The 17,637-nt window shown below is 71.2% G+C and carries 13 protein-coding genes; 5 read left to right on the top strand and 8 right to left on the bottom strand.

Annotated elements, in window-relative coordinates; translation table 11 throughout:
- Nucleotides 1–44 precede the first annotated feature (44 nt).
- The 3 genes from AAHG03_RS21465 to AAHG03_RS21455 all read right to left on the bottom strand — a co-directional run bounded on the left by AAHG03_RS21465 (nt 45) and on the right by AAHG03_RS21455 (nt 3,410).
- Entirely contained in the window at nt 45–803 is a 759-nt protein-coding gene (locus AAHG03_RS21465) for an HAD-IA family hydrolase (protein ID WP_342153063.1), read from the bottom strand.
- Nucleotides 797–1,480, bottom strand: coding sequence for a ribulose-phosphate 3-epimerase (gene rpe / locus AAHG03_RS21460; RefSeq protein WP_342153062.1), 684 nt, complete (start codon nt 1,478–1,480; stop codon nt 797–799). The genes AAHG03_RS21465 and rpe overlap by 7 nt, the downstream gene beginning before the upstream one ends.
- A gap of 262 nt (nt 1,481–1,742) precedes the next feature.
- Nucleotides 1,743–3,410 carry a M10 family metallopeptidase gene (locus tag AAHG03_RS21455; RefSeq protein ID WP_342153060.1) on the bottom strand — a complete coding sequence of 556 codons (1,668 nt, stop codon included), beginning with the start codon at nt 3,408–3,410 and terminating at the stop codon, nt 1,743–1,745.
- 214 nt (nt 3,411–3,624) lie between these two features.
- Between AAHG03_RS21455 and AAHG03_RS21450 the strand changes: the two genes are divergently transcribed.
- The 4 genes from AAHG03_RS21450 (at nt 3,625) to AAHG03_RS21435 (ending at nt 7,164) form a co-directional block, all read left to right on the top strand.
- Entirely contained in the window at nt 3,625–5,172 is a 1,548-nt protein-coding gene (locus AAHG03_RS21450; protein ID WP_342153059.1) for a CYTH and CHAD domain-containing protein, read from the top strand.
- Between the two features lie 132 nt (nt 5,173–5,304).
- The gene (locus tag AAHG03_RS21445) at nt 5,305–5,811 is read left to right on the top strand and encodes a CYTH domain-containing protein (protein WP_342153058.1); all 507 of its coding nucleotides are present in this window, start codon (nt 5,305–5,307) and stop codon (nt 5,809–5,811) included.
- A gap of 81 nt (nt 5,812–5,892) precedes the next feature.
- Nucleotides 5,893–6,090 (top strand): hypothetical protein, encoded by a 198-nt coding sequence (locus tag AAHG03_RS21440; protein WP_342153057.1) that lies wholly within the window; start codon nt 5,893–5,895, stop codon nt 6,088–6,090.
- A 132-nt stretch (nt 6,091–6,222) separates the two neighbouring features.
- A complete protein-coding gene (locus AAHG03_RS21435; RefSeq protein WP_342153056.1) occupies nt 6,223–7,164 on the top strand; it encodes a hypothetical protein in 942 nt (313 codons plus the stop codon).
- A 13-nt stretch (nt 7,165–7,177) separates the two neighbouring features.
- On the opposite strand, the gene AAHG03_RS21430 is transcribed toward AAHG03_RS21435, so the two are convergent.
- The 5 genes from AAHG03_RS21430 to AAHG03_RS21410 all read right to left on the bottom strand — a co-directional run bounded on the left by AAHG03_RS21430 (nt 7,178) and on the right by AAHG03_RS21410 (nt 16,762).
- The gene (locus AAHG03_RS21430; protein WP_342153055.1) at nt 7,178–8,017 is read right to left on the bottom strand and encodes an alpha/beta hydrolase; all 840 of its coding nucleotides are present in this window, start codon (nt 8,015–8,017) and stop codon (nt 7,178–7,180) included.
- Between the two features lie 154 nt (nt 8,018–8,171).
- On the bottom strand, nt 8,172–8,954 hold the full coding sequence (locus AAHG03_RS21425; RefSeq protein ID WP_342153054.1) for an anti-sigma factor family protein: 783 nt from the start codon (nt 8,952–8,954) through the stop codon (nt 8,172–8,174).
- Nucleotides 8,955–9,075: 121 nt separating this feature from the next.
- A complete protein-coding gene (locus AAHG03_RS21420; RefSeq protein WP_342153053.1) occupies nt 9,076–9,648 on the bottom strand; it encodes a sigma-70 family RNA polymerase sigma factor in 573 nt (190 codons plus the stop codon).
- A gap of 97 nt (nt 9,649–9,745) precedes the next feature.
- The gene (locus AAHG03_RS21415; RefSeq protein WP_342153052.1) at nt 9,746–15,028 is read right to left on the bottom strand and encodes a beta strand repeat-containing protein; all 5,283 of its coding nucleotides are present in this window, start codon (nt 15,026–15,028) and stop codon (nt 9,746–9,748) included.
- Between the two features lie 441 nt (nt 15,029–15,469).
- Nucleotides 15,470–16,762 (bottom strand): L,D-transpeptidase family protein, encoded by a 1,293-nt coding sequence (locus AAHG03_RS21410; protein WP_342153050.1) that lies wholly within the window; start codon nt 16,760–16,762, stop codon nt 15,470–15,472.
- Between the two features lie 400 nt (nt 16,763–17,162).
- Between AAHG03_RS21410 and AAHG03_RS21405 the strand changes: the two genes are divergently transcribed.
- A complete protein-coding gene (locus tag AAHG03_RS21405; RefSeq protein ID WP_342153049.1) occupies nt 17,163–17,546 on the top strand; it encodes a hypothetical protein in 384 nt (127 codons plus the stop codon).
- Nucleotides 17,547–17,637 lie beyond the last annotated feature (91 nt).

Genomic DNA, 17,637 nt, shown 5'->3' with positions numbered 1-17,637 from the left:
CCTCCGCCGTCATCGGGCGACGGCGCCGAAGCGATCGGCCGCCGTCAGGCCGAGCCGTGGAGCTGGCCCGCGTGCCACGCGGCGAGCGCGTCGAGGGTGACGATTCCGTCCGGCCACGTCACGCCCTGCAGGTGGGTGTGCGGCGCCCCCGGCTCGCCGAGGTCGGACACCGCCGAGAAGGCGCCGTCGAGCGCGTGGCTCTGCGTGTAGCGGCTGCGGGTGGCGAGCACCGGCAGGCCGGCGCTGAGCGCCGAGCGGATGCCCGCGGCCGAATCCTCGAACGCGATGGCCTCGGACGGGTCGATGCCGAGGCGGTGGACGGCGAGCGCGAAGATGTCCGGCGCGGGCTTCTTCTGCGCCGCCTCGTCGCCCGCCGCGATCACGTCGAAGGGGTTTTGGCCGGGGAAATTGATGCGCAGCAGGAGGTCGATGTTGGGCCGGCTCGTGGTGGTGGCCACCGCCAGCCGCACGCCGCGGGCGCGCGCCTGCCCCACCAGCCGCCCGACGCCGGGCCGCAGGCCGAGATGCCCGCCCTCGGCGAGTTCGCCGTAGAAGCGGGTCTTGAGGTCGTGGATCTCGGGCAGCCGCGCCTTCAGGCTCTCGGCCTGATCCGCATGGAAGCGCTCGATGTAGTGGACCAGCCGCTCCTTGCCGCCCATCACCTTGAGGAGTTCGGCGTAGAGGTCCGGCGACCAGTCCCAGGGCAGGCCGAGCGCCCGGAAGGCGCGGTTGAAGCCCTGGCGGTGAAGGTCCTCGGTCTCGGCGAGCGTCCCGTCGACGTCGAAGATCAGCGCCTTCAGCATCGCGCACCGTCCCGGCCGGTCGCCGTCGCGGCGGCCTCGCGGATCGCCGCGATGTTCTTTTGGTACTGGTCGGGGCCGCCTTTGAACGCGGCGGAGCCCGCCACGAGGATGTCGGCGCCGGCCGCCGCGGCCGGGCCGGCGGTCTCGGGGGTGACGCCGCCATCGACCGAGATGCCGATCGACCGGCCCGCCGTCAGGGCCTTCACCCGCGAGACCGTCTCCAGCGCGGACTCGATGAAACTCTGGCCGCCGAAGCCGGGATTGACCGTCATCACCAGCACCAGATCGACCATGTCGAGCACGGGCTCGATCACACTGGCCGGCGTGCCGGGGTTGAGCGCCACGCCCGCGCGCTTGCCCAGCCCCCGGATCGTCTGGAGCGAGCGGTGGATGTGGGGGCCGGCCTCGACATGGACCGTGATCGCGTCGGCGCCGGCCTCGGCGAAGGCGGCGAGGTAGGGGTCGGCGGGCGCGATCATCAGGTGGACGTCGAACAGCTTGTCGGTCCAGGGCCGCAACGCCTTCACGATGGCAGGGCCGAAGCTGATGTTGGGCACGAAATGCCCGTCCATCACGTCGAGATGGATCCAGTCGGCCCCGGCCCCGGCGATGGCCCGCGTCTCCTCGCCGAGGCGCGCGAAGTCGGCGGCGAGGATCGAGGGGGCGATGAGGGTCATGGGCGGGCTCGGGCAGGGAGATTGGGGCAGCGGCTCGGAGCGTACGGCGCACCGCCCGCGGGGGCGGCCCACCGCGGATGAGTCTAGGGCGGTCGATGGACGGGATGTAGTGGACCTTTGCCCCGAGCGCACGGGACGATCCGCCGTCCCGACCCCAAAGATTCGGTTCGCGTGACGCCTTCCCGCGCAAAGGCCGTGCCCGACGCATCGGACACGGCCTCAAGGATGCGCGCCTCATCCGGCCGACAAGCCGGACGCGCCGTCAGGCGATCAGGAAGTCCGCGTGGGTGATCGCCGCCTTGTTGTCGAGCACGGCGAACTTCACCGCCGCCGCCTTGCCCGAGCCGTCGGTGTCGTAGAACAGGGAGCCGTCCCGGCTGTCGTAGAGGATATGATCGTCGGCATCGACCCTACCCTTCGCGATGTCCTTGAACGCGCTCGCCTTGAGCCCGCCCGGCGCCAGGGCCTCGAAGATCGCGTCGTCGAGCAGGATCGTGTCCTCGGACGCGAAGTCGGTGATCCGATCGACGTTGGTCTTCCCCAGGGCGGAAGCGAACACGAACGAATCGGCGCCGCGCCCGCCGGTGAGGATGTCGTTACCGCCCTTGCCCTCCAGGCCGTTGGCGCCGGCATTGCCGACGATGGACTGGCCGAACTCGTTGCCGGCGAGGTTGAGCTTGGTCGTGCCGGTCGAGGCGAGGAGCCTCAGGCTCTCGATCTCCTGGCCGCCCTTGAGCGCGAAGTGGTTCTGGACGAACACGCGGTCGGTGCCGCCGCCCGCCTGCTCGAACACGAGGTCGGCGTAGCGATCGACGAGGTAGGTGTCGTTGCCGGCCCCGCCCGACATCCGGTCCGCACCGGCTCCGCCTTCGAGGGTGTTGTTGCCGACATTGCCGATCAGAATGTCGGCGGCCGAGCCGCCCTTGGCGTTCTCGATCAGGTTGACGATGACGCCGTTGACCGTGTGGGCGAGCGCCAGGCCGATGTTGTTCGCGACCTTGCCGATGGTCGAGAAGGCGCCGGGATTGAGGTCGATCTTGACCGAGCCGGTCTGGTTCGAGGCGTCGATCGTGTCGAGGCCGCCGGCATCCCACACGGTGAGGATCGCGCTGCGGCCGTTGGCGAGCAGGCCGCCGTCCTTGAGGGCGTACTGGCCCTTCGCGCCGAAATAGCTCGTGGCACCGGCCCGCGTCTCGAGGTTGGCGCCGTAGAGCTTCTGGATCGCCGCGATGTCGTACATCATCGGCGTGATCGGCCAATCCTGGTCGGCGGCCGGGACGCCCGCCTCGCCCGGATGGGCGATGTAGGACATCACCGTGTACTGGTTGTTGTGGAACGGGACGGGCTGATCGAACTCCCCCTCGCCCGCGGGATGCTCCAGGCCCAGCGCGTGGCCGAGTTCGTGCAGGTAGGTCTGCCAGCCGGTATTGCCGTACACGGCGCCGAGCTGCTGGGGATTGCCGGTGTTGACCCAGAAGTCGCCGTGGGCGGACGGCACGCCGAGTTGGCCGGCGGGGATGTCCGTGTCGGTGGACCGGGGCAGACCCGGTACGAAACCGAACAGGTTCTCGTCGGCGAACTTGTAGGAACCGAGGGTGATGTCGGCGACCTTGAGGCCGGGGCCGGCCTTGACCTCGACGAGGTTGAGGTTGGCGACCTCCGCCCATTCCTTTATGGCTTGGCGCGTGAGCTGGGCCTCCGCCCGGCCCATCGCGACGTTCGCGCCGAACGGCGCCGTCGAGTCCAGCTCCGTCGTGTCACCGCTGGCGATCAGATAGGAATCGACCTTACCGTCCCGGTTCGTATCGACCTTCGGATAGTAATCCGGCACTTGGGAGATGAAGGCGTAGGTGATTGTCCGATTTCCGGTGTGCCAACCGCCGGCGTCGCCGACGAGGAGGGAATCCGGGGTAATGCGGGAGGGAGCCATGGTCGCGTCACCTGTTTGAGGGCGACCGCTCTTCTATAAGCTCGGCCATAAGGGTTCCACGAATTCGTCGAGCAATTTTCGCGACGATCGCGACGCCTCGGGAATGCGCAGGCGCCGCCGCGGCCGATCCAATCCGCGTATCGCGGCGTTGTCCGGTCTCATGAACGGCCGCGCCGCGGCCGAGACGCGAGAAGCAGGGATCGGGACGGACCGGATGAGCGAGCCGCGGGAGATCGAGCTGAAACTGGAATGCGAGCCCTCCGACCTCGCCGTGCTGCAGGACCATCCGCTGCTGCGGGAGGCGTCCGAGCAGGATGAGGCCGAACTCGCCTCGGTCTATTACGACACGCCGGACCGGGCTCTGCGGGCGGCGGGCTTCGGCCTGCGGGTGCGCCGGATCGGCGAGCGGTACGTCCAGACGCTCAAGGCCGAGGGCGACGGGCTGTTCGAGCGGCCCGAATGGGAACAGGCGATCGAGGGCCCGGAGCCCGATCTCGGCGTGCTCGCCGACACGCCGCTCCCCGACATCCTCGGTCCCGACGCGACGCTCGCCCCGCTCTTCACCACCGCGGTGACGCGCAAGACTTATCTCGTGCGCCAGGGCAGCTCGACGGTGGAGGTCGCCCTCGACACCGGCCGGATCGCCTCGCCCGCGGCCGGCGACCGGATCGCCCCGATCTGCGAGATCGAGCTGGAGCTGAAGGACGGCGCGGCCAGCGACCTGTTCGCCCTGGCGCATGCGGTGGCCGCCCTGGTGCCGGTGCGGCTCGGGGTGCAGACCAAGGCCGAGCGCGGCTACGCGCTCACCGCGGGCGAGCCGGAGCGGATCAAGGCGGAGGCCGTGCCGCTGCGCGAGGATGCGAACGCCGCGGACGCGTTCCGGGCCATCGCCCATGCCTGCCTGCGCCACATGCGGCTCAACGAGGCGGTGCTGCTGGAGCGGCGGGAGCCGGGCGCGCTGCACCAGATGCGGGTGGCGATCCGGCGCCTGCGCTCGGCCTTCTCGCTGTTCGGCGACCTCGTGGAGGACGCCCAGGGCGAGCGGCTGCGGGCCGAGCTGAAGCGGATGACCGAGCCGCTCGGGCGCGCCCGCAACCTCGACGTCTTCCTCGCCACCACCCTGCCGGCCGAGCGCGAGCGACACCCGGACGAGATCGGCCTGCTCGGCCTGGAGCGGCAACTGGAGGAGGCGCGCACCAAGGCCTATGCCGAGGTCGAGGCCCTGCTCGCCTCCGAGGCGTGGCGCGCGCTGGTGCTCGACCTGATCGGCTGGATCAATGCCGGGCCGTGGCTGCGCGATACGCGCGGCGACCGACCGGTGCGCCGCGACGAGCCGGCGATCGACTTCGCCGAGCGCGAACTCGACCGCCGCCGTCGGCAGGTGAAGAAGCGCGGGCGCCGCCTCGACCGGCTCAGCCCCGAGGAGCGCCACCGGGTCCGCATCGCGGCGAAGAAGCTGCGCTATGGTGCGGAGTTCTTCGCGAGCCTCTATTCGGGCCGCAAGGCGGGCCGGCGCCACGCCGCCTTCGTCAAGGCCCTGTCCGGCCTGCAGGATGGGCTCGGCGCGCTCAACGACATCGCCACGGCCCACGAGGTGGTGCGCGCGGAAGTCGTCGAGGAGGCCGGGATCGCGGCCGGCGCCTCGACGCTGTTCGCCGCCGGCATGGCCGCCGCCGACGTCGAAGTGCGGGAGCGGGCATTGCTCGACGAGGCCGCGGAGGCGCATGCCGAACTGGTCGATGCCAAGCCGTTTTGGCGCTGAAGGCCGGTCCGAGCCCCGCGCGCGCCGCATCCGGCGCGCGCTCAGCGTTGGATGGCGTACAATCCGGTTTTGTCCTAGTCGGGTCTCGCTGAAGGAGGCGGGCCTACTCCGTCGTCCAGCTGTCCTGTCGTGATGCGTTTCGAGATCGAGCGGAAATTCCTGGTCGTCCACGACGGCTGGAAGGCGGGCGTGATCGGCCGGCGGCGGCTGACCGACGGCCTCGTCGGGCAGTTCGAGAACGGGAAGGTGCGGGTGCGGCTCGACGAAGAGCGCGCCTTCCTCACCGTCAAGGGCGAGCGCCAGGGGCTCGGGCGGCCGGAATTCGAGTACGAGATCCCGCGGGAGGACGGGGAGGCGATGCTGCGCCTCGTCTGCGACACCTGCCTGATCGAGAAGACCCGCCACCGGGTGCTGCACGGCGGGCTCGTCTGGGAGATCGACGTCTATAACGGCGCCCTCGACGGTATGATCCTGGCCGAGATCGAGCTGGAGCACGAGGCCCAGGCCTACGCCGCCCCCGACTGGCTCGGCCGCGAGGTCACCACCGACCCGCGCTTTCGCCAATCGACCCTGCTGCGGCTCTCCCGCGAGGCCGGCCGCACCGTGACCCTCGACGAGGTGCTCTCCGCCGTCCTGTGAGGCTGGAACCGCGACATCGGCGCCCGGAACGGCGCCCGCGGGGCGCGGTTGCCCGGTCTCACGCGGATAGGAGACGCCCCAATGTCGAAGCACCTCAAGACCGACACGCCGACCGATGCCGACCTGAAGGGCAATCCCGGCATCGGCCAGTCCAAGGGCCTGACCGGGACCGATCCGGCGCAGATCGAGGCCGACTCGACCTTCGAGGGCGACGTGGAGAACGAGACCACCCCGGAAGGCGGCGTCGATCCGAACCATCGCGGGCGCAAGAACGCGTGAGCGGAGGCGCGCACGCTTGACGTGTGGGCCGTCGTCGGCACCGCTGGCACGACGACGATCCGCCTTGTAACCGACCGGGACGCGACGGGGCCAAAGACCCGCCGCGCCCCGACGAACCTGACGAGACGACGGGTGCGAGAGGACCTGAACGAGGGGCAAGCGGACGGGCCGGACACGTCGCTGTTCCGGCGCTTCCTTCCGGAGATCGATCACCGCACCACCGGCGCGGTGCTGAGCCATCCGGGCTTTGCGCGGATACGGCCCGCCTACATCGCGGCGACGACGGCGCATTACGAGATCGCCACGCTGCCCGGACACTGGCAGAGCACCGCCGGCCGCGTCGCCGCCCTCGGCGCCCTCGTCTGCAACGATGCGGTCTTCGACCCCGCCGACCGGGCGACTTGGCCGACGCTGGCGCGCTTCAAGCAATCGGTCGCGATGTTCGGCCTGACCAGCCCCCGGCAGATCGACGAGATCGTCGCCCGCCTCGCGGGGACCGGCTACCTCACCCTGGAGCGCCCGCCCGAGGATGGGCGCGTGCGGTGGCTGCGCCCCACCGAACGGCTGCTGGCCTGGGACCGCGAGGTCCTCGCCTCCTATTACGGCGTGCTGCGCCAGCTCTATCCCGAGACCGGGTACGGCCCGGCGCTCGCCCGCGACCCGGCCTTCCAGCGGGCGCAGCGCGCGGTCGCCGTCACGACGTTTCCGGTGATCGGGCGCTTCCTGGCGGCCAACGCCGACCTGCTGCCGTTCCTGTCGATGAACAACGGCGTGCGGGTGCTCCTGATGCTGTGCGAGGCGAACACCGCCGATCCCATGGCCCCGGTGCGCGAGAGCGACCTCGCCGGGCTCAAGCCGCGCTTCGGCTTCTCCCGCTCGCATGTCCGCAACGTCCTCGTCGCGGCGGCGGAGCAGGGCCTCGTCGCGCGGGCGCAGCCCGGCGGTTTCAGCCTGACCCCGCGGGGCCTGACGGCCCTCGACCGGTTCATCGCCGACACGCTGTCCTCGCACGACATGACCTACCGCATGGCCGTCCAGGCGATGGAGGCGGCGCCGCTGCGGGCCTGCGGCTGATTCTTTTGGGGTCTCAGGGCGCCGCCGCCTGGGCCGGCACCGCGCCGCACCGGCTCTTCATCCGGCCGCGGAACAAAGCTTCGGCCCCGGCATCTTCCTCGCCCATGATCGAGACGTGGTCGCCGGGGATCAGGCGGAGCTGCGCCTGCGGGCCGGCCGCCGCGGCGAGGCGCACGGCGAGCTTGGCCGGCACCACCGGATCGTGCGTGCCCTGGACGATCAGCACCGGCTCGGTGCGCCCGGCGATGCGCCGGTCCGAGCGGTAGGTGTCGGCGAGGAGGAGGCCGCTCGGCACGAACGGATACAGCAGGCGGACGAGGTGGCTCATCGAGTCGAACGGCGCTTCGAGATAGAGCCCGAGATGCGGCGCCCGCTCGGCCACGGCGACCGCGATGGCGGCGCCCAGGGAATGGCCGTGCAGCAGGATCGACGCGCCCGGCGCCCGCTCGGCGGCGGCGACGTAGGCCGCGACGCCGTCGCGGATCAGGCCGTCCTCACTCGGGCGGCCGGTCGAGCCCGGATAGCCGCGATAGGCCGGCGCCAGCACGCCCCAGCCGCCCTGCCGCCACACGCCTTCGGAAAAACGCTCCGCATGCGGCTCGGGGACGGAGGCGTTGCCGTGGAAGCTGACGACGACGCCGCAGCCCGGCTGCGGCGGGCGCCAGAGCGCGTGCAGGCTCTCGCCGTCGTCGGTGCGCAGGGTGATCGTTTCGGTTCCGGCGACCGCCTCGGCGGGCGGGCGCTCCATCCAGCTGCCCGGATAGATCAGCCGGCGCTGCCCGAGGGCGAGCGATAGGACGGCGACGCCGTAGAGCCCGGCGAGGGCGAGGGCGAGGATGCCGAGGAGGCGCATGGACCCGAGGCTGCGGCGAACGCAAATTGAATAATGCGTGCACCGGCCGAAGGGTAGGGCCCCTCCCGCGACCGTGATCGGCGCAAAATGGAAAGCCCCGCTCCGGATCGGGAAATCCGGAACGGGGCTCGGGTTCTCGACGGCGCGGTTCGGGTCAGTGGCGCAGCGAGGCGAGGCGGGCGGCCGCCGCGTGCAGGCCGGGCTCGTCGCGCGAGCCGCTGAGGGCGTAGGCGGTGTGGCCGTTGCGCCAATAGGCGGTGGCGCCGTCGCTCGAGCGGGTCACGGGCTCGCTGCCCTCGGGGACGACCGCGCCGCCGCTGCGCTTGGCGAACAGCGACAGCTCACCGAGATCCTTGGCCTCGATCTCGATCTCGACGCCGGTGCCTTGGCGGCCGGGGAAGATCTGCACGTCGCGCACGACCCAGCCGTTCGGCATCTCCGGCAGATCGACGCCGGTGGCGGCCTCCAGATCGGCCTCGTCGTAGGCGACGGTCGCCCGCTGCGAGGTCGCGCGGGCACGGATCTGCACGGCTTGGCGCGCCTGCTGCGCCTCCTCGGCCAGCGCCGGATCGATCGGCGAGGCGATGGAGTTCGGCACGCCGAAGGTGCCGATCTCGGTGTGCGCCAGCCAGCCGGCGCCGACGAGCACGGCGATGGCGGCGGCCCGGCGCAGGCGGTTGCCGACCCGCTGCCACGCGAGCGCCCGGTCGATGCGGCGGGCGCCGGAGCGCAGCCGCTCCGGGCCGCCGGTCGTCGCCAGCGCGGCGGGCAGCGCGAAGGCCTCGCGCAGGGCGTCGCGATCCCGCAGGTCCGCCATCACCAGGACGGCGTCCTCGGGATGGCGCGCGAGATGCGCCTCGACCTCGACGCGGCGCATCGGGTCGAGTTCGCCATCAACGTAAGCGATGAGATCGGTTTGCGTGATCGGGTCGACCATCAGCCCACTCCGACGTCCTTTCCGCCAGCCAAGCTATTGAAGCCTTCTGGCCCTAAGCCTCTTCCTGCGCCCCCTCGCACGGAGAGCGCGCCGTTCATTCCCGGACCTGGATAACGCCGGATCAGGCGGCGCTTTCCCGGCCGACGATGCGCAGATGCGGTCGTCCTCGCTCGGCGGGGTCGTCCGAGGAGCCGGACGAGCCGCGGGACTTGCGGCTGCCCTCCTCGAAGGCGCGGAGCGCCGCACGGCCGCGACCGAGCCGCGACATCAGCGTGCCGATCGGGATGCCGAGCACGTCCGCCGCGTCGGCATAGGCCATGCCCTCCAGAGTCACGAGATGGAGCGCGGCGCGCTGCTCCTCGGGCAGGCTCTCGAAGGCCTTGCGGATCTGCATCAGCCGCACCTGCCCCTCCTGGGCGGGCGGCGCCACGTCGTCGGAGAGCTGGACCAGCACGTCGGCGTGGCGGGCCTCGACCCGCTTGCGGCGCTGCTCGTCGATGAAGACGTTGTGCAGCACCGTCATCATCCACGTGCGCAGGTTGGTGTCCGGCCGCAGGTTGGCGCGGGATTCCAGCGCCCGCACCAGGGTGTCGTGGACGAGGTCGTCCGCCTTGACCGCGTCCCGCGTGAGCGAGCGGGCGTAGCGCCGCAGCGGCACGAGGAGATCGACGATTTCGGGGCGTTTCGAGCGCATGCGATCTGGCACCATGTCGAGTTAACGCGGGTGCCCTCGCCTTTAATCCATCCCCGCCCCATCCCCGCGCGGGCGAACCCGCGCGGGGTGCGCGGCCTCACACGATGAGGAAGTCGGCGTGGGTCAGGAGGGCCTTGTTGTCGAGGACGGCGAAGGTCACCGCCGCCGCCTTGCCCGAGCCGTCCGCGTCGTAGGCGAGCACGCCGGTGTCGTGGTCGTAGACGATCCGGTCGCTGGCATCGAGCTTGGCGCCGGCCACGCCCAGATCCTTGAACGCCGCCGCGGCGAGATGGCCCGGCGCCAGCGCCGTGAAGACGCTCTTGGCGAGCTGGATCGTGTCCACGGCGGCGAAGTCGGTGATGTGGTCGACGTTGCTGCTGCCGAACCCACTGGCGAAGACGAAGGTGTCGGCCCCGGCCCCGCCCGTGAGCTTGTCGTTGCCGGCATCGCCCGAGAGGCGGTCGGCGCCGCCGTTGCCGATCAGCACGTCGTGGCCGGTGCCGCCGGTCAGCGTGTCGGCGCGGGCGCCGCCGACGATCTTGTCGTTGCCGTTCGAGCCGACCACCTTGCCGTCGACGGCGTTGGACACGGTCACGGCGTTGTTCACGCCCTGGCGCAGGCTGACCGTGCCGAAGGTCTCGACCACCACCGTGCCGGCCTTACCGACCGAGCCGGTGTCCACCATCATGTTCTTGGTGCCGCCCAGCAGCGTCAGCCGGTCGCCGTCGGCCTGGCCGACGCCCGCCGCGCCGACCTGGAACACGGGCGTCCCGTCGGTCTTGCTGACGTCGATGACCTCGACGGAGGAGAGCTTCGCCAGGGTCCCGTCGGTGCGCGAGAACGTGCCCGAGGTGATGCTGAGCGTGTCGGTGCCCGTGCCGCCCTTGATCGAGTCGGCGGAGGTGAAGCTCGCGGCACTCCCCTCGAACACGTCGTTGCCCCTCGTCCCGACGAGGCGGTCGGCGCCGCCGGTCAGCAGGCCCGCCGCGACCTTGCTGTGCAGTTCGGCCATGGTCGGGGCGGTCTGCCCGACGAAGACGAAGTTGTCGGCGGTGAGCTTGGAGGCGCTCACGCCCTTCAGCACGACCGTGGCCCCCCCGACCGCGACCTTCGCGCCGTCGGTGCCCTGGGTGATCTTGAGCGCGGCGAGGTTCTTGGCGCTCGCGATGCCGCGCAGGTCGAGCTTCTCCATCCGGTCGGCCACCGCGAAGTCGGTGATCGTGGCGTTGCCGAGGACGACGAAGGTGTCGGAGCCCGCCCCGCCCGTGGCGACGTCGCCGCCTTCGAGCCGCAGGATGTCGTTGCCGAGGCCGCCCAGCAGGGTGTCGCGGCCGGTCCCGCCGCTGAGGATGTCGTCGCCCGCCCCGCCGTCGATCCGGTCGCTGCCGGCGCCGCCGCCGATGACGTCGTTGCCGGCCCCGCCCGAGAGCGTGTCGGCGCGGGCGCCGCCGGTGATGGTGTCGCGCCCGGTCGAGCCGACCACCTTGCCGCTGACCGCGTCGGACACCGTCACGACGTTGTTCACGCCCTGGCGCAGGCTGACCGTGCCGAAGGTCTCGACCACGACCTTGCCGGCCCGGCCGACCGAGCCGGTGTCGAGGGCGATGTCCTTCATGCCGCCGAAGATCGTCAGCCGGTCGCCGTCGGCCTGGCCGACGCCCGCGGCGCCGACCTGGAAGGTCGCGGTGCCGCTCGCGCGGGTCACGTCGATGATCTCGACGGAGGAGAGCTTCGCCAGGGTCCCGTCGGTGCGCGAGAACGTGCCCGAGGTGACCGTCAGCGTGTCGATGCCCGCGCCGCCCTTGACCGAGTCGGCGGAGGTGAAGCTCGCCCCGGTGGTCTCGAAGATGTCGTTGCCCGCGGTGCCGACGATGCGGTCGGCGCCGCCGGTCAGCACGGCGGTGGGCGCCCGGCCGTGCAGCTCGGCCACGGTCGAGACCTTCTGCCCGGCGAAGACGAAGTTGTCGGCGGTGAGCTTGGAGGCGGTCACGCCCTGCAGCAGGATCGTGGCGCCGCCGACGACGATCTTCGCGCCGTCGGCGGTCTGGGTGATCTTGAGCGCGGCGAGGCTCTTGGCGGTGGCGATGCCGCGCAGATCGAGCTTCTCCATCCGGTCGGCCACCGCGAAGTCGGTGATCGTGGCGCTGCCGAGGACGACGAAGGTGTCGGAGCCCGACCCGCCGGTGGCGACGTCGCCGCCTTCGATCCGCAGCGTGTCGTCGCCGAGGCCGCCCAGCAGGGTGTCGCGGCCGATCCCGCCGCTGAGGACGTCGTCGCCCGCCCCGCCGTCGAGCCGGTCGCTGCCGCCGCCGCCGACGATGAGGTCGTCGCCGTCGCCGCCCGCGAGCAGGTCGGCGCGGGCGCCGCCGGTGATGGTGTCGCGCCCGTTCGAGCCGACCACCTTGCCGGTGACCGCGTCGGACACCGTGACGACGTTGTCGACGTTCTGGCGCAGGCTGACCGTGCCGAAGGTCTGCATCACCACCGTGCCGGCCTTGCCGAGGCCGGCGGTGCTGAGGGCGATGTCCCGGGCGCCGCCGAAGATCGTCAGGCGGTCGCCGTCGGCCTGTCCCACGGCCCGGGCATCGACCTGCACCTCGACGGTCTGGGTCGCCATGGACACGTCGAGGACCTCGACGGAGGAGACGCGGGCGAAGGAGGTCGCGAGCACGCCGATCGTGTCGGAGGCCAGACGCAGCGTGTCGGTGCCGCCCTTGCCGTCGATGACGCTGCGGGTGGCGAGCTGGGCCGAGGTGGTCTCGAACAGGTCGTTGATGGCGCTGCCGACATAGGTCTCGATGCCGCTCTCGGGCGTCACCGTCGGCAGCCGGGTGTGCATCTCGGCCAGCGTCGCGGTCTTGTCCCCGACGAAGACGAAGCTGTCGGCGGTGAGCGAGCGCGGCGCGATGTTCTTGAGGGTGATCGTGACGCCGCCGACGGTGACGGCGGTGTCCTTGCCGACCGCGGCGATCTTGAGGGCGGACATGCCCGTCGCCCCGGCGATCCCGCGCAGGTCGATCTTCTCCATGCGGTCGGTGGCGTTGAAGTCGGTGATCGTGGCGTTGCCGAGGATGACGAAGCTGTCCGTGCCCGCCCCGCCCGTGCCGGTGTCGCCCGCGCCGAGCCGCAGCAGGTCGCTGGCCGCTCCGCCGGACAGCACGTCGATCCCGGCCTCGCCGTCGAGGAAGTCGGCGCCGTCGTCGCCCGTCAGGGTGTCGTCGCCCGCGCCGCCCCTGAGGGTGTCGCGCCCCCGGCCGCCGAACAGGCTGTCGTTGCCGCCCGCGCCCCAGATCATGTCGTTGCCGTCGCCGCCCGAGAGGCGGTCGGCGCCGATGTCGCCGTAGATCGTGTCGTGGCCGCCCGCGGTGTCGATATCGCCGCCGGACTTGGCCGCGTGGACGACATCGTCCTTGCGCCCCGCCCGCAGGTAGAGGAACCGGACGTCGTTGGCCTCGATCGTGCTGTGGGGATGGACCGGGAAGGCGCCCGGCCCGACCGAGGGCCAGGCGGCCCGATCCACCTCGTAATAGGCGACCGAGCGATCGACCGTGACGGTGTTGCCGCTATCCGGGCTGCCGTGGAAGTTGATGTCCCGGTTGGTGAAGTCGACCTGGATGTTGTTGTAGTGCTCCGCGTCCCAGGCCGAGAACAGCACGCTGTGGCGCATGTCCTTGTCGGTCAGGTGGGTGAAGTTGCCGGCGAAGGTCTCGGCCAGCGACCACGCGTAGCCGCTGCCGCCCTCGCCCTTGTTCTGGCTGCCGACCGCGGTCAGACTATCGACGTCGAGGCCGTAGGTGCGGGTGAAGGCGAAGGCGGTCGAGGCGTTGTTGTAGGCGCCGACGTCGAACAGCTTGCTGTCGGCCACGCCGCGGAAGCTCACCGTCGAGACGCCGAGCCAGGCCGAGCGCGTGTTCTCGAAGTTCAGCGAGTTGGCCGGCGTGAACGCGGTCTCGATCTTGAAGCCGCCGACCTCGACGTTCTTCAGGAGGGCGGGCTCGCCGGCCCAGCCCTTGCCGGCCTCGAAGGTGTAGGGCAGCGGCTCGGCGAGCGTGACCTTGTTGCCGTCGATGGCCACGACCTTCGACAGCATCTCGCGCAGCGGGCTCCCGTTCGGGTTCGACGGGTCGGGGAGGATGACGCCGGTGTTGCCGGTCTCGGCGAAGAACTTCGCGTCGTTGCTCTGGGCGATGTAGACGACGTCGCCGACCTTCAGGTCCTTGGTCGAGGTCAGCTGGACCGTCTTCGAGCCCTTGACGGCGGTCACGGCCACGTCGGCGAAGCGGTGGTCGGCCAGCGCCCCCTGCACCTTGATGGTCGAGCCGGCCTGCGCATCGGGGATCAGCGAGCGGATGATCGTCTTGTCGCTGCCCGCGCCGAGCAGGGAGATGTCGCTGCGGTCGATCCGTAGGGTCGTGTCGAACTCGTAGGTTCCGGCGGCGAGCTGGATGGTCGTGCCGGGGGGCGCCTCGTCGAGCAGGCGCTGGATGACGTCCTGCGAGGTGCCGGCATCGACGTAGACGATGCTGGTGTCGGTCTGGCCGCTGTAGATGAAGTTGCCGGCGCTCACCTGGGACGCCTTGACGCCGCTGAGCAGGATCGTGGTGTCGGCGACCGTGATGCTGGCGCCGGCGGGCGTGTCGGTGATCGCGAGCTTGGCGAAGTCGGTCGCCGCGGACACGCCGCGCAGGTCGATCCGCTCGAGGTGGAAGTCCACGGCGAAGTCGGTGATCGTCGTCGTGCCCGGGCCGACCTTGAAGGTGTCGGCCTCGCTGCCGCCGGTCACGGTATCCCGGCCGCCGCCGGAGACGATGAGATCGACGCCCGCACCGCCGTCGAGCACGTCGTCGCCCGCCCCGCCCGTCAGGGTGTCGCGGCCCACGCCGCCCTTCAGCGTGTCGTTGCCGGTGCCGCCGGTGAGCGTGTCGTCGCCGGCCCCGCCGGTGATGCGGCCGTCGAAGCCGTCGGCGACCCGGATCTTCTGGTCGGCGAAGTTGCGCAGGGTGACCTGGCCGGTGCCGGCCAGCACCATCGTGTCGCCCGCATCCATCGCGGTCACGCCGAACATCATCGCGTTGGCGCCGAAGGCCACGGTGAGGCTGCCGTTATCGGCCTGGCCGATGCTCGCGGCGTCGAGCGCCATGGTGATGGCGCCGCTGACCGAGGCGATGTCGATCCGCTCGACCGACGAGAGGCCGGCGAGGCGGGTGTAGTCGAGGGCGAGGCCGGTGGTGATGCCGGAGAACCGCAGCGTATCGGTGCCCGCGCCGCCCCGGAGGATGTCGGCGCCGCGCAGATCGTTGATCGAGCCCGCGAGAAACACGTCGTCCTGGTCACCGCCGATCAGACGGTCGGTGTCCCGGCTCAGCTTGTACTCGGTCATCTGGCTCTATCCCCCGAAGCCTTCGGCCTTGCGCCGTTCAGGCCGGCCGCGCACCATTCCATTCAAGGCTTAACCGACCTTTGCGGGATCGGGCCGTGTTGGTTTGCGCGACCGGAAACCGTGGTTTCCGAAGCGTTTATTGTGATCGTTCGTTTCGGATACCCTCGACGACGGAAGCCGCCCCGCCGAAGCGCAGGCTTCGCGAATCGCTCAAGTCGTCGGAATCCTGCATACCGGTACGTTTCGTCCCGAACTGGGACAGCCGCATGCGGCAGGCGGTCGCAGGGGGTTGCCGCGGAGTGCGCGGGCGGGGGGGCGCCGCCGGTTTCGGCCGAGGCGTGCCGGGAGAGCCACACCGCAAGGCCGGACCGCGGCACGAAAAAGCCCCCGGGTCCGTCGGACCCGGGGGCGCGCAAGAGGCTCGCGGTGGAGAGAGGCGGCTTACTCGTCGCCCGGCTCGAAGGTCTCGGGCTGGGTCGAGGCGGCGCTGGCGACCGGGGTCGGCGCCTCCAGCGTCGAGGGCACGTTGACGCCGTCGCGCTTGTAGATGTCGTCGCGGAACTGGACCGTGCCCTCCGGGGTCGCCCAGGCGGTGATGTAGGTCCAGTAGACCGGCACGGGCTGGGCGAGGCGCGCGTCGATGCGCTGGCCGCCTTCCACCGCGCGCTCGACCGCGGCGCGGTCCCAGCCGGGGGTCTCCTTCAGCAGCCACGTGATGTACTCGCGCACGTTCTGCAGGCGGACGCAGCCCGAGGAGATGAAGCGGAAGTCGTCGCCGAACACGCCGCGGGAATTGGTGTCGTGCATGAACACGCCGTAGGGGTTCGGGATGTTGATGCGCACCACGCCCATCGAGTTGAAGTCGGCGCCCGAATCCTGGCGGTAGGTGTAGCGGGTGCCCTCGTCCGAGTTCCAGTTGACCTGGCGGGGCGAGATCTCCTGGCCGCCCGAGAGGATACGGATCTTGTTGTCCGTGAGGTAGTTCGGGTCCTTCTGCATCTTCGGGATCAGGTCCTTCTTCACGATGGAAGCCGGGACCGTCCAGGTCGGGTTGAAATTGATCTCCACCGCCTTGGTGTTCATGATCGGCGACTGGCGGTCGATCTTGCCCACGCCCGCGGCGTGCAGCGTCACGACCTGCCCGTTCTCGACCGTCTGCACCAGCGCGGCCGGGATGTTGGTGATGACGAAGCGGCGGCCGAGATCGCCCGCATACGAGCGCAGGCGGATCACGTTGGTCTCGAGCTGGCGCAGACGGATGTCGGCGGGCACGTTCATCGCGGCCTGGGTCGCCGGGCTCATCTGGCCGGTCTGCGACAGGCCGTGGCGCGCCTGGAAGCGCTTCACGCCCGCCGAGACGTAGGAATCGTAGACGCCCGCGCCGCCGGCATTGGCGTCGAGGTCGCCGGTCACGATCAGGCGCTGGCGCACGGCGGCGACCGCCGGACCGCGGGAGCCGACGCGCAGGGAGGCCGCGCCCGAGACCGCCTGCCAGCCGCCGCGGGCGACGATGGCGCGGTACTTCTCGACCATCGCCTCGGTCGACGCGATGGTCTGCGGCGACAGGATCGGCGTCGAGGAGCGGGTGACCTGCATGGTCGAGGGCGAGGAATAGTCCTGCGCCCACTCGGCCTGGGCGAAGCCCGGCTCGCGGGCGAGCGCCGGCCCGGCGACGAGGGTGGTCGCCGCCAGGGCGAAGGCGAGGGAACGGGAGGGGCGCGCGGTCTTCAGCATCGATCCGGGGCTCTGGATGAAGGTGCGGTTCGGTGGAGCCGGCGGGAACGACAGTCCCGCCAAGTCCTCGTGCCGCCGTTGTCGGGGTCTTAGCGTTAAGAAGCCATGCCGTTCCGGGCCATATTGTGGCGCCCCTGGTGCCGTGGCGCACGTGACCGCGCGGGTGGGGCCTGAGGGTCACGGGTGGCGGCCAAGCTTGCTTTCCGTGTTCCGGGCGCGAAGAGCGCCCCGCGCAGCGGCCTCGGCTTTTGCCGAGGCGTCTAGCGGAGCGGTAGCCCAAGGGCACACGATGTCCGCGGAGGCGGCCGCCGGCGCTTGAGGCCAAGCAGGAAGCAGGGCGGCGCAACCTGCGACGCGATTCCGCTGGCGGCCTGCACGCGGCTGTTCTACGCCTCGAATCATGCCGACGAACCACCGCGACCGGACCGGGCGTGCGCCGCGCCGCCTGCGCGGGCTCACGGCCGTCCTCGCGCTCTATGCGCTGGTGCTGCAGGCGCTGCTCGGCGGCATCGCGGCCCTGCCGGTGGCGGGCGCCCCCGGCCTGCTCTGCGCCGCCGCGACCGACGCGGCACCCGACGACAAGCCCGCGCCGACGCCGCCCCACGCCGCCTGCTGTACGGCCGCGAGCCACGCCCCGTCCGCCGCGCCGCCGCCGGCTCTCGCCCGTGCGCCGGCCTGGAGCGCGCCGGAGGCGACGGCGCCCGGCTGGCGCGCCCGTCCGCTCCATGCTGCCCGCGCGCCACCCTTCCTGATCGCCAGCGCCCGCGCACCGCCGCTCGCCTGATCCGAACCCTCCCGCCAGCCGCCCCCACGACGGCCGCTGGGGGACTCGCGACCTCCCCTCCCGTGAGGGCCGCGAGCGACCTTCGCCATCA

This window comes from Methylorubrum subtropicum (genome assembly GCF_038442325.1).
Classification (GTDB): Bacteria; Pseudomonadota; Alphaproteobacteria; order Rhizobiales; family Beijerinckiaceae; genus Methylobacterium; species Methylobacterium subtropicum.
The sequence above is the reverse complement of the archived record's forward strand: the minus strand, read 5'-3'. Positions and strand labels throughout refer to the sequence as shown.